The organism is Pseudomonas sp. Irchel s3a10, assembly GCF_900187525.1.
GTDB lineage: Bacteria > Pseudomonadota > Gammaproteobacteria > Pseudomonadales > Pseudomonadaceae > Aquipseudomonas > Aquipseudomonas koreensis_G.
Genome location: NZ_FYDR01000012.1, coordinates 106,429 through 121,939, shown reverse-complemented (window position 1 = coordinate 121,939; position 15,511 = coordinate 106,429). Strand labels below are relative to the sequence as shown.

At 61.1% G+C, this 15,511-nt stretch carries 9 protein-coding genes; 8 read left to right on the top strand and 1 reads right to left on the bottom strand.

The genetic code is table 11. From position 1 onward, the window contains the following. The first annotated feature begins 232 nt into the window (after positions 1 to 232). The 6 genes from recC to CKW11_RS25355 all read left to right on the top strand — a co-directional run bounded on the left by recC (position 233) and on the right by CKW11_RS25355 (position 11,927). On the top strand, positions 233 to 3,685 hold the full coding sequence (gene recC / locus CKW11_RS25380) for an exodeoxyribonuclease V subunit gamma (RefSeq protein WP_095139869.1): 3,453 nt from the start codon (positions 233 to 235) through the stop codon (positions 3,683 to 3,685). Continuing rightward, entirely contained in the window at positions 3,682 to 7,371 is a 3,690-nt protein-coding gene (recB, locus tag CKW11_RS25375) for an exodeoxyribonuclease V subunit beta (RefSeq protein WP_095139868.1), read from the top strand. The genes recC and recB overlap by 4 nt, the downstream gene beginning before the upstream one ends. After that, positions 7,368 to 9,467 (top strand): exodeoxyribonuclease V subunit alpha, encoded by a 2,100-nt coding sequence (gene recD / locus CKW11_RS25370; protein ID WP_095139867.1) that lies wholly within the window; start codon positions 7,368 to 7,370, stop codon positions 9,465 to 9,467. Before recB ends, recD begins: the two co-directional genes overlap by 4 nt. A 120-nt stretch (positions 9,468 to 9,587) precedes the next feature. Beyond that, positions 9,588 to 10,163: a YfiR family protein gene (locus CKW11_RS25365; RefSeq protein ID WP_095139866.1), complete on the top strand. Its 576-nt coding sequence runs from the start codon at positions 9,588 to 9,590 to the stop codon at positions 10,161 to 10,163. Beyond that, a complete protein-coding gene (locus CKW11_RS25360; protein ID WP_095139865.1) occupies positions 10,160 to 11,428 on the top strand; it encodes a diguanylate cyclase domain-containing protein in 1,269 nt (422 codons plus the stop codon). The genes CKW11_RS25365 and CKW11_RS25360 overlap by 4 nt, the downstream gene beginning before the upstream one ends. A 43-nt stretch (positions 11,429 to 11,471) precedes the next feature. Then, a complete protein-coding gene (locus tag CKW11_RS25355; RefSeq protein ID WP_177440039.1) occupies positions 11,472 to 11,927 on the top strand; it encodes an OmpA family protein in 456 nt (151 codons plus the stop codon). Here the strand turns inward: CKW11_RS25355 and CKW11_RS25350 are convergent. Further along, positions 11,924 to 12,871 (bottom strand): LysR family transcriptional regulator, encoded by a 948-nt coding sequence (locus tag CKW11_RS25350; protein WP_095139863.1) that lies wholly within the window; start codon positions 12,869 to 12,871, stop codon positions 11,924 to 11,926. The genes CKW11_RS25355 and CKW11_RS25350 overlap by 4 nt on opposite strands. A 149-nt stretch (positions 12,872 to 13,020) precedes the next feature. Here CKW11_RS25350 and CKW11_RS25345 point away from each other — a divergent pair, with 149 nt between their 5' ends. Further along, a complete protein-coding gene (locus CKW11_RS25345; RefSeq protein WP_095139862.1) occupies positions 13,021 to 14,547 on the top strand; it encodes a CoA-acylating methylmalonate-semialdehyde dehydrogenase in 1,527 nt (508 codons plus the stop codon). Positions 14,548 to 14,556: 9 nt separating this feature from the next. Then, positions 14,557 to 15,444 carry a 3-hydroxyisobutyrate dehydrogenase gene (gene mmsB / locus CKW11_RS25340; RefSeq protein ID WP_007962098.1) on the top strand — a complete coding sequence of 296 codons (888 nt, stop codon included), beginning with the start codon at positions 14,557 to 14,559 and terminating at the stop codon, positions 15,442 to 15,444. Positions 15,445 to 15,511: the final 67 nt, after the last annotated feature.

Below are 15,511 nucleotides of genomic sequence, written 5' to 3'. Positions count from 1 at the left end.
CCCGAACTCAGAAGTGAAACGATGCATCGCCGATGGTAGTGTGGGGTTTCCCCATGTGAGAGTAGGTCATCGTCAAGATTAAATTCCGAAACCCCAATTGCGAAAGCAGTTGGGGTTTTGTTTTGCCCGCAGGAAAGTTCCTACAGCATGCGGTAGGCCCTTCCGGCTGTCACAGCCTGCCGACAGTGCTAAGGTTCTGCCTTGGCTTTTGTACTTTTCCAAGGAAGCTTTTATGCCGGACGCCTCGTCCCTCAACGCTGCATTCATGGTGGTTCAGAGCAATAGCCTGGACGAGCTGCGCAGCCTGGTGGTCAGCATCATGCGGCGTTACCCATTGGCCCCCTTGGAGAATGAAATCGCTCTGGTTCAAAGCAACGGTATCGCCCAATGGCTCAAACTGGCTTTGGCGGAAGATCCTGAAGAGGACGATCTCGGTGGTTGCGGAATAGCCGCTGCCATCGATGTGCAACTTCCAGGCAGTTTCATGTGGCAGCTCTACCGTATGGTCTTGGGCCGAGACGAAATCCCCGCCACATCCCTGCTCGACAAGGCTCCGCTGACCTGGCGGCTGATGCGCCTGTTGCCGCAAGTGATTGATCGCCCCCATTTCGAACCGCTACAACGCTTCCTCACCCATGACACCGACTTGCGCAAGCGCTACCAGTTGTCCGAGCGCCTGGCAGACCTGTTTGACCAATATCAGGTGTATCGGGCCGACTGGCTCGAGGATTGGGCCGAGGGCCGGCATCAGTTACGTAATGTTCGAGGCGAGATAAAGCCACTGGCTCCAGTCAGTTGCTGGCAGGCTGAACTCTGGCGTGCTCTTTTGGAAGATGTCGGTGAGCAAGGCATGGCCCAGAGCCGGGCCGGCGTTCATCAACGATTTATCGAGTGCATAAACTCCCTCGAACATGCACCAGCAGGACTACCCTCGCGGGTGATCGTGTTCGGTATATCCTCGTTGCCCGCCCAAGTGCTTGAAGCGTTGGCCGGACTTGCACGTTTCAGTCAGGTGCTGTTGTGTGTACACAACCCTTGCCGACACCACTGGGCCGATATCGTCGCCGACAAGGATCTGCTGCGTCATCAATACAAGCGTCAGAGCCGCAAGAACGGCATGCCGGTCGTACTCGATCCTGAAACGTTGCACCAACATGCTCATCCGCTGCTCGCCGCCTGGGGCAAGCAAGGCCGCGACTATATCAACCTGCTCGACAGTTACGATGACCCCAACAGCTATCGCGCGGCGTTTCGTGACGGTCGCATTGATCTGTTCAGCGAAAACCAGCCACATAACCTGCTCAACCAACTTCAGGACGACATCCTCGAATTGCGACCACTCAATGAAACGCGCGAGCTCTGGCCTGCCGTTGACTTGACGCAGGATGGGTCAATCCGCTTCCACATCGCTCACAGTGCCCAGCGCGAGGTGGAAATCCTTCACGACCAGTTACTCGCACGCTTCAGCGCCAATCCAGATCTGCGCCCGCGCGATGTAATTGTGATGGTGCCGGACATCGACAGCTACGCGCCGCATATCCGGGCGGTATTCGGGCAACTGGATCGACATGATCCACGCTTCATTCCATTTACCTTGGCCGACCAGGGCCAGCGGGGCCGCGATCCGTTGCTGATTGCTGTCGAGCACCTGCTGAAGCTGCCAGATAGTCGTTTCCCGGTGAGCGAGATCCTCGATTTGCTCGACGTCCCTGCGTTGCGCGCCCGATTTGGCGTGCAAGAGCGTGATTTGCCTACTTTGCATCGCTGGATCGAAGGAGCAGGCGTGCGCTGGGGAATGAACGCCGAGCAACGTGCGGGACTTGGTTTGCCGGATGAGCTTGAACAGAACAGCTGGCATTTCGGTCTGCGGCGAATGTTGCTGGGGTACGCAGTTGGCAGCTCCAGCGCCTGTGCCGGTATCGAACCCTATGATGAAATCGGTGGTCTGGATGCTGCGTTGATCGGCCCGTTGGTTGCCCTGCTCGATGCATTGGAACTGGCTCATCACGAACTCACTCAAGTCGCTCAGCCCAAGGTGTGGGGTCAGCGTCTGCAAATCCTGATGCAGCTGTTTTTCAAGGCCAGTAACGAGCACGACGATTATCTGCTCACGCAACTTGAGGAGTTGCGCGAAACCTGGCTGCAGACCTGTGAATCCGTTGGGTTGGTCGATGAATTGCCGCTGACGGTAGTTCGCGAAGCCTGGCTCGCGGGGCTGGATCAGGGGCGTCTGTCCCAGCGTTTTCTCGCCGGCGCAGTAAATTTTTGCACGCTGATGCCCATGCGGGCGATCCCGTTCAAGCTTGTCTGTTTGCTGGGGATGAACGATGGCGATTATCCCCGGGCGCAACCGCCACTGGACTTCGACCTCATGGGCAGTGACTACCGGCCAGGGGATCGTTCCCGGCGTGAAGACGATCGCTATCTGTTGCTCGAGGCGCTCCTGTCTGCGCGCGATCAGCTGTACATCAGTTGGGTCGGACGCAGCATTCGCGACAACAGTGAACGGCCTGCTTCAGTGCTGATCGGCCAGTTGCGCGATCACCTCGCCAGTGGCTGGCGGTCGCTCGATGAGCAACAGGATCTGTTGACCTCCATGACCGAGGAGCACCCCCTGCAACCGTTCAGTTCGCGCTATTTCCATGAAGGCGATCAACTATTCAGTTATGCCCGTGAATGGCAGGTTTTGCACCAGTTGCATGCGCCACAAGATGAGGCGGATCTACTCGCGCCCCATGTTCAGGAGGAGCCGCTGAGTCTGGCTCTTCTGCAGGATTTCTTGCGTAACCCGGTCCGGCACTTTTTCACGCAGCGCCTCAAAGTGTACTTCGAGGCCGCCGAGGCGCCCCTGGCTGACGAAGAACCGTTCGTGCTGGACGCATTGCAACGCTACACACTGAGCGACAGCCTGCTCGAAGCCGCACTCCGGCAGCCGGACAATATCAATCGGGCACTCGAAGATCAGGCGCGGCGTTTGCAAAACAGCGGATTGTTGCCCATGGCCGGCTTCGGCGAATGCCTGCAACGAGAGTTGATCGAGCCGTTACCGGACTTGCTGCAACGTTACCAACAACTTCTGGTGTTATGGCCGACACCATTGACCAGCGCGCTCCCCGTCAGTCTTGAGTTGCAGGGCGTGCGTGTTGAAGGCTGGCTCGCCGGTTTGCATCAACGCGCTGACGGTGGCGTGTTGTCGGTCACGACCATTCCCAACAGCATCGGCTCGATCAAGAGTCGAAAATGGCATCGATTGATCAAGCCCTGGGTCAATCACCTGGTGGCCTGCGCCAGCGGACTTACCCTGACCACGGCACTGGTGGCGAGTGACGATACGCTGTTGCTTGAGCCGACGGAGAAGGATCGAGCGGTTCGTTTTCTGGGTGATCTGCTGCTCGCCTGGCAGGCCGGCATGCGCCAGCCGTTGCCGATCGCGGTCAAGACAGCCTTCGCCTGGCTCGCGCAGACTGATCCGCTCAAGGCTGAGGCGGCTGCCAGAAAAGCCTACGAAGGCGACGGCCAGACCAGTGACGGTGAGCGCCGTGAAAGCCCTGCGCTGTCACGCCAATTCGCCGACTTTGACGCATTGATTGCCGACGAAACATTCTCCGGTTGGTGCGACGCGTTGTATCGCCCCCTTTTTGAGGCGCCATGGCGCTCATTGGCCAGCGAAGGAGCGCGCGCATGAGTACCAAAACACCGCTGGCTCTGGCCTTCCCGCTGCACGGCAGTCAACTCATCGAAGCCAGTGCCGGTACCGGCAAGACCTTTACCATTTCTGCCCTCTATCTGCGGCTGATCCTTGGCCACGGCGGCGAATCGAGTGGCTTCGGCCGTGAGCTGCTGCCCCCGCAGATTCTTGTGGTGACCTTCACCGATGCCGCCACCAAGGAGCTGCGTGAAAGAATCCGTACGCGGCTGGCCGAGGCCGCGCGGTTTTTCCGTGAAGAAACCCCGGCGCCGGACGGCTTGATTGCCGAGCTGCGCGAGCAGTTTGACCCGGCACAATGGCCCGGTTGCGCCAATCGCCTGGACATCGCCGCGCAATGGATGGATGAAGCGGCCGTCTCCACCATCCACAGTTGGTGCCAGCGCATGCTGCGCGAACACGCGTTCGACAGCGGCAGCCTGTTTACCCAGTCCCTGGAAACCGATCACAGCGATCTGCTCGGTGAAGTACTGCGTGATTACTGGCGACTGTTCTGTTACCCGATGCAGGGCGACGCGCTGAACTGGGTTCGCGCTAACTGGGGCGGGCCGGCAGCGTTGTTGCCACGAGTGCGCGGCCTGTTTGGCAGCGAGCGCGACAGTGATGACGGCAAGGCCCCCGCAGAATTGATCGGCGAGTGCCTGCAAGAACGGCGTGCCGCGTTGCTCGAGCTGAAGATGCCGTGGCGTCAGTGGGCGGATGAGCTGCTGGTGATCTGTCACGAAGGCGTTGCGAGCAAAGCCGTCGACGGACGCAAGATGCAGGCGCGCTACTTCGAGCCCTGGTTCGAGAAACTCAAGGCCTGGGCCGAAGACGAGGCCATGGAGCAACTGGATATCGGCACCGGTTTCACCCGATTGACCCCTGACGGAATGGCCGAAGCCTGGAAGGGCCAGGCACCGAGTCATCCGGGTCTCGACGCGATGCCGGGGCTCAAGTCGAGCCTCGACGCACTTCCCACCCCCGACGCCGCCGTACTGCAACATGCGGCGCGATGGGTGGGCGCGCGTTTTGAGGAAGAGAAGCGTCGTCGTGCGGAAATGGGTTTCGACGACATGCTGTTGCGCCTCGATGCGGCGTTGCAATCCGACAGCGGGGAGCGTCTTGCTGCGGTGATCCGCGAGCAGTTTCCGGTTGCTCTGATCGATGAGTTTCAGGACACCGACCCGGTGCAATACCGGATCTTCGAGAGCATCTACCGCATCGAGGACAACAGTCCAGAGACCGGTCTGTTTCTGATCGGCGACCCCAAGCAGGCGATTTACGCGTTCCGTGGCGCCGATATCTACACCTACCTGCGTGCGCGTCAGGCCACTACCGGCCGCCTTCATACGCTGGGCACCAACTTCCGCTCCAGCCATGGCATGGTCAACGCGGTCAATCACGTATTCGAACGCGCCGAGTCCCGCGAGCAGGGACGCGGCGCGTTTTTGTTTCGGGAAAAAACCGGGGAAAATCCGGTGCCGTTCCAGCCTGTTGAGTCTCAGGGGCGCAAAGAGCGGCTGCAGATCGCCGGCCACGATGTCGCGGCACTGAACGTCTGGCACCTGTCGACGGATCAGCCGTTGTCGGGCGCAGTCTATCGCCAGCAGTTGGCCGCGGCCTGTGCCAGCAAAATCACTGCATTGCTCAATGGCGGGCAAACCGGTGCGGCGGGATTTTTCCGCGACGGAGAAGACTTCAGAGGCTTGCGGCCCTCTGACATTGCGATTCTGGTGCGCGACGGCAAAGAGGCCCAAGCCGTACGCGCAGAACTCGCGGCCCGTGGTGTGCGCAGCGTTTACCTGTCGGACAAGGACTCGGTGTTCGCCGCCCAAGAAGCGCATGACCTGCTGTCCTGGCTCAAGGCCTGCGCGGAGCCGGATGTCGAGCGCTCTCTGAAGGCTGCGCTGGCCTGCATCACCCTCAATCTGCCGTTGGCTGAACTGGAACGATTGAATCAGGACGAGTTGGTCTGGGAAGCCCGGGTCATGCAGTTTCGTGGTTATCGCGAACTGTGGCGCAAGCAAGGTGTGTTGCCGATGTTACGGCGTCTGCTGCACGACTTTCACCTGCCGCAAACGCTGATCGCGCGCAGTGATGGCGAGCGGGTACTGACCAACCTTTTGCACTTGTCGGAACTGATGCAGCAGGCTGCCGCTGAGCTTGATGGCGAGCAAGCGCTGATTCGTCATCTGGCCGAGCTTCTGGCGTTGTCCGGTCAGGCCGGCGAAGAGCAGATATTGCGTCTGGAGAGTGACGAGCAACTGGTCAAGGTCGTGACCATTCACAAATCCAAAGGGCTTGAGTATCCATTGGTATTCCTGCCGTTCATCTGTTCGGCAAAGCCGGTGGATGGCAGTCGCTTGCCGCTGCATTACCACGATGCCTCCGGCAAAGCCCAAGTGACGCTGAAGCCGACTGCCGAATTGATCGCCCTGGCGGATGACGAGCGTCTGGCCGAGGACCTGCGTCTGCTCTACGTCGCCCTGACTCGCGCGCAACATGCCTGCTGGCTGGGTGTCACGGACCTCAAACGCGGTAATAACAACAGTTCGGTGCTTCATCTTTCGGCGCTTGGCTATCTGCTGGGTGGCGGCGCAAGGCTGGATGAGTCGACCGGCCTGAGCCGTTGGCTGCAGGATTTGCAACAGAACTGCACGGCAATCAGCTTGGGTGAGTTGCCTCAAGCCACTCAGGAGATCTACCGGCCCGAGCGCAACGAAGCGATCCTCAGCGCTACATTGGTGCCCAAGCGCAAGGCCAGCGAAAACTGGTGGATTGCCTCCTACAGTGCTTTGCGCATCAGTGACGTGTTGAGCGTGGGCAGCGATGAGGCGCCGGACAGCCCGCAAGCGCAAAAACTGTTTGATGATGAACGTCTCGACCCGGATGCGCCGCGCGAGATCGTGGCCGGCGGCGGCGATATTCATCGTTTTCCTCGCGGCCCGAACCCGGGCACCTTTCTCCATGGGCTGCTGGAATGGGCTGGAGACGAAGGTTTTGCCGTTCGTTTTGAAACGCTCAAGGATGCGATTGGCCGGCGCTGCAACCTGCGCGGTTGGGAGGGGTGGATCACCACCCTGAGTGACTGGCTGCAACACTTGCTCAAGTCGCCGCTGCCAGCAGGTGGCGGACAGCCTCCGGTGGTTCTCGAGCAACTCAGACAGTACCGCGTCGAGATGGAGTTCTGGTTCGCCAGCCACAAGGTCGATGTTCTCAAACTCGATGAGTGGGTGCGCCAGTACACCCACAACGGCGTGGCACGAGTGGCCGCCGAGCCAGTACAGCTCAACGGCATGTTCAAAGGCTTTATCGACCTGACCTTCGAGCACGAGGGGCGCTACTACGTGGCCGACTACAAATCCAACTGGCTGGGTGTCGACGATGCGGCCTATACCGAGCAAGCCATGGAGCGCTCGATCCTCGACAACCGTTATGACCTGCAATACGTGTTGTATCTTCTGGCCTTGCATCGACAACTGAAGGCGCGGTTGCCTGACTACGATTACGATCGACATGTCGGTGGTGCTTTGTATGTGTTCCTGCGCGGGACCCGGGCAGACAGTCGCGGGGTGTATTTTGCGCGGCCGCCGCGCGAGCTGATCGAGCGCCTGGATCGCCTTTTCCAGGGCAAGCCTGAACCCAAGGCCGAACCCGCATGGGAACAGGGAGTCCTGCTATGAACCGTACCTTCGCCGATCTGCCATCGACTATCGACAACCCGTCGAGCCTGGCGCCACTGACCAGTGCCTCGGATCTGCTGATCTTGCTTGATCGCTGGGTCGAGCGAGGCTGGCTTCGTTCGCTGGACAAGGCCTTTGTCGGTTTTCTGTACGAACTCGCGCCCCAGTCCGACCCACTGGTGTTGCTCGCTGCCGCACTGACCAGCCATCAACTGGGTCACGGGCATGTCTGCCTCGACCTGTTTGAAACCCTCAAGGCCCCGGATTTCGCCCTGTCTTTACCTCCCGAAGGTGATGTGCAAAGTGGTGTCTTGCTGCTGCCGTCGCAGTTGCTTGAAACGCTGGATGGCGCCCATTGGTGCAAGTCATTGGCGAGCAGCGCTCTGGTTGCCCTGGCTGCGGACAATAGCGAAGCGGCGCATCAGCGACCGTTGGTGCTGTCCGGCAAGCGTCTGTACCTGCGGCGCTACTGGGCATATGAGCGGCGTATCGATGCGGCGTTACGCACACGTCTGGCCCAAGGCGAAACGCCGCCCGATGACCTGCCCCAGCGTCTCGATGAATTGTTCGGCGCCGCCAGGCCGGGAGCAGTGATCGACTGGCAGAAACTCGCCTGCGCGCTTGCCACTCGGGGAGCCTTCAGCATCATCACGGGCGGTCCGGGAACCGGCAAAACCACCACGGTGGTGCGTCTGCTCGCGCTGCTCCAGGCGCCGGCGGTCGAGGCTGGTCAGCCGTTGCGCATTCGTCTGGCGGCGCCCACGGGCAAGGCTGCTGCGCGGTTGACCGAGTCCATCAGCCAGCAAGTGCAGTCGCTGAAAGTCGCTGAAGCCGTGCGCGAGAAAATCCCTTGTGACGTGACAACCGTGCACCGCCTGCTTGGCAGCCGGCCCGGTACTCGCCACTTCCGCCACCATGCCGGTAACCGCTTGCCGCTGGACGTGCTGGTGGTCGACGAAGCGTCGATGATCGACCTCGAGATGATGGCCAATCTGCTTGATGCCTTGCCATCACATGCGCGTCTGGTATTGCTCGGCGACAAGGATCAGCTCGCTTCGGTGGAGGCCGGTGCAGTGCTCGGCGATCTGTGCCGCGATGCCGAGGCAGGCTGGTATAACCCGCAGACCCGGCAGTGGCTGGAGTCGGTCAGTGGAGAGTCCTTGCAGGACAGTGGCTTGCACGAGGACCGCGACGGCTCGCATCCGCTGGCTCAGCAACTGGTGATGCTGCGCCATTCCCGACGCTTCGGTGAAGGCAGCGGCATCGGTCAGCTGGCGCGGCGGGTCAATCAGCAGTTGCCGGAGGAGGCGCGCCAGTTGCTGACGGCCGGTCACTACGATGACGTGTTTTCCCTGCCGCTCAAGGGCGAAAACGATCACATGTTCGAGCGGCTGCTGCTCGACGGTCATGGGGAGGGTCCACAGGGTTATCGTCACTATCTGAATGTCCTGCGCCAACAACGGCCGCGAGCGGAAAGACCGCTGGAGCATCCGGACTGGATCAGCTGGGCGCGGGAGGTGTTGCAGGCATTCGACACCTTCCAGTTGTTGTGTGCCGTGCGCAAGGGGCCTTGGGGCGTTGAAGGGCTGAATCTGCGGATCACCGAAACGCTGGTCAAGGCACGCCTGATCGAGCATGACCAGCAATGGTACGAAGGCCGGCCGGTGCTGATGACCCGCAACGATTACGGTCTGGGTCTGATGAACGGCGATATTGGCATTGCCCTCAGGTTGCCCGAGCGCGAAGGCCCGGACGCCGGTAAACCGGTGCTGCGCGTTGCCTTTCCGCGTAACGACGGGCAGGGCGGTGTGCGTTTCGTGCTGCCGAGCCGGCTAAACGATGTGGAAACTGTGTACGCGATGACGGTGCACAAATCCCAGGGCTCGGAGTTCGCCCACACCGCGCTGATCCTGCCGGATGCCTTGAATCCGGTGTTGACCAAGGAATTGATCTATACCGGTATTACCCGGGCCAAACACTGGTTCACTTTGATCGAGCCCCGGGCTGGCGTGTTTGAAGAGGCGGTGCAGCGCAAGGTCAAGCGCCTGAGCGGATTGATGCTGGAACTGGAGGAAGGTAGCGAGGCTCGGGAATGAAATAACTCGATGTTCGATACCGATTACTGACCAACTGGTCAGCAGCTGCTGTCTCGCTGGTGTTACTGCGCTGTGCTATCGTTGCGGCATCATTTCGGTACGATCCAAGAGAATCCCTGCATGAAGGTGGCTGTCTGGGCGACAGAGCGCGTGGTTCGCTGCAAGCACGCATTGCTGGTCGGTCTGCTCTGTTTGCTGACAGGCGTTGCCATGGCTCAGCCACAAACGCCCGTGGGCATGGCCGAGCAGCGTGCCCAGTCGGTGACGCAGGTTGTGCTGGGCATCCTCAGTTACGCGCGCTGGCCGGTGGAACCCGCACAATTGCATCTGTGCATCGTCGGCCCCACCGAATACACCGATGACCTGGTCAAAGGCACCACGCAAGCCACTGGTCGTCCGGTCGCTGTGCGCCGACTGCTGGCCGACAACCCGGCGATCGTCAGCGAGTGCGATGCGGTGTACATCGGCAAACTCACCGCAGATGAACGCAGTCGGCTGTTCACTTCATTGATCGGCCATCCGGTGCTGAGCATCAGCGAAGGGGGCGATCAGTGCACGGTCGGTAGCCTGTTCTGCTTGCGGGTCGGCGATCAGCAAGTATCCTTCGAGGTCAATCTCGACTCCGTCGCCCGCAGCGGTGTACGCATCCACCCGAGCGTACTGCAGTTGTCGCGCCGCAAACCGGCGGCACCATGAAGCTGTTTCGTTCCAGGAGCCGCCCCACACTGGGCTCGGTCATCGGCCGCGGCCATTTGATTGTCGCGCTGGTGGCCGTGACGATGGCCAGCGTGTCGCTGACCCTGCTGGGCGTTCTCGCACTGCGGGTGTACGCCGATCACAACCTGCACCTGATTGCACGTTCGATCAGCTACACCGTGGAAGCGGCGGTGGTGTTCAACGACAAGGACGCCGCCACCGAAGCGCTGGCCTTGATCGCGTCCACCGAAGAGGTGGCGGATGCCCAGGTGTTCGACACACAGGGGCAGTTGCTGGCGCGTTGGCAGCGGCCCGAAAACGGTCTGTTTTCCCAACTGGAAATGCAGGTTGCCCGGACCATTCTGGAAAAGCCGATCAGCCTGCCGATCGTGCATCAGGACCGTGAAATCGGGCGTATCCTGCTGGTCGGTCACGGCGGCAGCCTGATGCGCTTTTTGCTCAGCGGTCTGTCGGGGATCATTCTTTGCACCGCGATCAGTGCCTGGGTCGCGCTGTATCTGGCGCGCCGGCAGTTGCGCAGCATTACCGGCCCGCTTCGCAGCCTCGCGGCGGTGGCCCACGCCGCCCGCAGCGAGCGTGCGCTGGATCGCCGGGTACCACCGGCGCAGATCGCCGAGCTCGACAACCTCGGCAACGACTTCAATGCCCTGCTCGACGAACTCGAATCCTGGCAAACCCATCTGCAAAGCGAGAACGAAACCCTCGCCCATCAGGCCAGCCACGATAGCCTCACCGGTTTGCCCAACCGGGCGTTTTTCGAGGGCCGATTGGTTCGTGCATTGCGCAACGCCGGCAAGCTCAATGAGCGGGTCGCGGTGATGTTTCTCGACAGTGATCGTTTCAAAGGCATCAATGACAACTTCGGTCACGCCGCTGGCGATGCGGTGCTGGTAGCGGTCGCCAATCGGATCCGCGCGCAACTGCGTGAAGACGATCTGGTGGCGCGGCTCGGCGGCGACGAGTTCGCCGTACTGCTCGCGCCGCTGCACAAGGTCGAAGACGCCGAGCGCATTGCCGACCAGATTCTCGCCAGCATGGACATGCCCATCGCGCTGCCGGGCGACACCAGTGTGGTGACGTCGCTCAGTATCGGCATTGCGGTTTTCCCCGATCATGGCGCCACGCCAGGTGCCTTGCTCAACGCCGCCGACGCCGCGATGTACCAGTCCAAGCGCCTGTCGCGTGGCGCTCAATTCACTGCCGGGTCGGAGAGCCCGGTCGTCAATCTGCAAACCAGGAGCTGATTCCGTGTTCACATTTCCCGCTCGATTGTTTTCCGCCTTACTGATGATCGCCGTACTGGCGCTGACCGGGTGCCAGACCGCACCGCAAAAAGGCCTGACCCCGGCGCAGATCGCCGTCCTCAAACAACAGGGCTTCGAGGCGACCGACGAGGGCTGGGAGTTTGGCTTGTCCGGCAAAGTGCTGTTTGGCAGCGATATCGAAAGCCTGAACAACCAGAGCACGGAAATCGTCGAACGCATCGGCAAGGCGCTGCACGGCGTCGGTATCGAGCGGGTGCGGGTCGACGGTCATACCGATGCCTCGGGCAAAGAAACCTACAACCAGCAACTGTCGCTGCGTCGGGCCAAAAGTGTGGCCAAAGTGCTGACCACCGTCGGCATGAAGGAAGAGAACATTCAGTTGCGCGGACTGGGCAGCAGCGAGCCGGTGGCGTCCAACAATACCCCGGCAGGACGCACCGAAAATCGCCGGGTGTCGATTGTGGTCAGCGCCGATTAATCGGTGAACCGCATCTCGCGGGTCTGCCCCATCAGCAGACCCTGATTGCGCTCGGTCACCCCGCGGATGTAATCCCACAACAAGGTGATCCGCTTCAACTTGCGCAGATCCTCCCGGCAGTACATCCAAAACTGCCGGGTGATGTCGATTTCTTCGGGCAGCACTGGCAGCAGGCGCGGATCCTGCGCCGCGAGGAAGCACGGCAGAATCGCCAGTGAACGCCCTTGCTGCGCTGCGACGAATTGCGCGATCACGCTGGTGCTGCGCAGGTTTGCGCTGGCGCCGGGCAGCACGTTCGCCAGGTACAGCAGCTCCGAGCTGAACGCCAGGTCATCCACATAACTGATGAATTGATGCTTGCTCAAATCCGCCGGGCGGCGGATCGGTGTGTGCTTGTCGAGATAGTCCTGGGTCGCGTACAGCTGCAAGCGGTAGTCGCAGAGTTTGCAGCACACGTATGGCCCGTGTTCCGGGCGTTCCAGGGCAATGACGATGTCGGCTTCGCGCTTGGACAGGCTGATGAAGTGCGGCAGTGGCAGGATGTCGACCGAGATCGCCGGGTAGGCGTCGACGAAATGGCTCAGTTGCGGCGTGATGAAAAAACTGCCGAACCCTTCGGTGCAGCCCATGCGCACATGCCCGGACAGCGCCACGCCGGAACCTGACACCTGCTCGCAAGCCATGTGCAGCGTGCTTTCGATCGACTCGGCATAACCCAGCAAGCGCTGGCCTTCGGTGGTCAAGACGAAGCCGCTGGTGCGCGACTTTTCGAACAGCAATGTGCCCAGCGCCGCTTCCAGCGAACTGATCCGCCGCGACACCGTGGTGTAGTCGACAGCGAGCCGTTTGGCGGCGGTGCTGGCCTTGCGGGTGCGGGCGACTTCAAGGAAAAACTTGAGGTCGTCCCAGTTCAGCGAACCTAACGAGGTGATGTTTTTTTGCATGATGGACGGGCTTATATGTGCGTTCTTATTAGAAGTTTGCACATCTATACTCCAAAAACAGTCCGACAACCAATTCGTGACACACGCCTCATCTCAAGGCGAACCTTTCGCCTTGGCTCCTACGATAAAAACAAATTTCGGAGACCAGCATGAACGCATCGCTTACGCCCAACGAAACCACGGTCCAGAAGGTCAAGCTGCTGATCAACGGCGAGTGGGTCGAATCGCAGACCACCGAGTGGCACGACATCGTCAACCCGGCGACCCAGCAAGTGCTGGCCAAGGTGCCGTTCGCCACCGCCGCTGAAGTCGATGCTGCCATCAGCGCCGCGCACCGCGCGTTCCAGACCTGGAAACTGACCCCGATCGGCGCGCGCATGCGCATCATGCTCAAGCTGCAGGCGCTGATCCGTGAGCACTCCAAACGCATCGCCGTGGTGCTGAGCGCCGAGCAGGGCAAAACCATTGCCGACGCCGAGGGCGACATTTTCCGTGGCCTGGAAGTGGTCGAACACGCCTGTTCCATCGGCACCCTGCAAATGGGCGAGTTCGCCGAAAACGTGGCGGGCGGCGTCGATACCTACACCCTGCGCCAGCCGATCGGCGTGTGCGCCGGCATCACCCCGTTCAACTTCCCGGCGATGATTCCGCTGTGGATGTTCCCGATGGCGATCGCCTGCGGCAACACCTTCGTGCTCAAGCCTTCGGAACAGGATCCGCTGTCGACCATGCTGCTGGTGGAGCTGGCGATCGAGGCGGGCGTTCCGGCGGGCGTGCTCAACGTCGTGCACGGTGGCAAGGACGTGGTTGATGGCCTGTGCACCCACAAGGACATCAAAGCCGTATCGTTCGTTGGTTCGACCGCCGTCGGTACGCACGTTTACGACCTGGCCGGCAAGCACGGCAAACGCGTGCAATCGATGATGGGCGCGAAGAACCATGCCGTGGTGCTGCCGGACGCCAATCGCGAGCAAGCGTTGAATGCCTTGGTCGGCGCCGGTTTCGGTGCAGCCGGGCAACGTTGCATGGCCACTTCGGTGGTGGTGCTGGTCGGTGCGGCGAAACAGTGGCTGCCGGACCTGAAAGCGCTGGCGCAGAAACTCAAGGTCAACGCCGGCAGCGAGGCGGGCACCGATGTCGGCCCGGTGATCTCGAAGAAAGCCAAGGCGCGGATTCTCGAGCTGATCGAAAGCGGCATCAAGGAAGGCGCAAAGCTTGAGCTCGATGGTCGCGACATCAAGGTGCCGGGCTACGAGCAAGGCAACTTCGTCGGCCCGACCCTGTTCTCGGGCGTGACCACTGACATGCAGATCTACACCCAGGAAATCTTCGGCCCGGTGCTGGTGGTGCTGGAAGTCGACACCCTCGATCAGGCCATCGCGCTGGTCAACGCCAACCCGTTCGGCAACGGCACGGGCCTGTTCACCCAGAGCGGTGCGGCGGCGCGCAAATTCCAGAGTGAAATCGACGTCGGCCAGGTCGGTATCAACATCCCGATTCCAGTGCCGGTGCCGTTTTTCAGCTTCACCGGTTCGCGCGGTTCGAAACTCGGCGACCTCGGCCCGTACGGCAAGCAAGTGGTGCAGTTCTACACCCAGACCAAAACGGTCACGGCGCGCTGGTTCGATGACGACAGCGTCAACGACGGCGTGAACACCACCATCAACCTGCGCTGAGGACGGGCCATGAAAATCGCATTTATCGGTCTGGGCAACATGGGCGCGCCGATGGCGCGCAACCTGATCAAGGCCGGCCATTCGCTGAATCTGGTCGACCTGAACAAGACGGTGCTGGCGGAGCTGGAGCAACTGGGCGGCACCATTCGCGCCTCGGCCCGTGAAGCAGCCGAAGACGCCGAACTGGTGATCACCATGCTCCCGGCGGCGGTGCATGTGCGCAGCGTCTGGCTCGGTGAGGACGGTGTGCTGGCGGGCATCGGCAAAGGCGTGCCGGCGGTGGATTGCAGCACCATCGATCCGCAAACTGCCCGCGATGTCGCGGCCGCTGCCGCCAAACAAGGCGTGGCCATGGCCGATGCACCGGTCTCCGGCGGTACTGGCGGCGCGACTGCTGGCACGCTGACCTTCATGGTCGGCGCCACCCCGGAACTGTTCGCTACCCTGCAACCAGTGCTGGCGCAGATGGGCCGCAATATCGTGCATTGCGGTGAAGTCGGCACCGGGCAGATCGCCAAGATCTGCAACAACCTGCTGCTGGCGATCTCGATGGTCGGTGTCAGCGAAGCCATGGCGCTGGGCGATGCACTGGGGATCGACACCTCGGTGCTGGCCGGGATCATCAACAGCTCGACCGGGCGTTGCTGGAGTTCGGAAATGTACAACCCGTGGCCGGGCATCGTCGAAACGGCACCGGCCTCGCGCGGTTATACCGGCGGGTTTGGTGCCGAACTGATGCTCAAGGATCTTGGGCTGGCGACCGAAGCGGCGCGTCAGGCGCACCAACCGGTGGTGCTCGGCGCGGTGGCGCAGCAGTTGTATCAGGCGATGAGCCAGCGCGGGGAGGGCGGCAAGGACTTCTCGGCGATTATCAACAGCTATCGCAAGCCTCAGTAAACAGGCATCAAATTGCGGGGTGAGCTCCCTCGCCACAGGTTTTTTTGTGAGGCAAAAAAGATCGCAA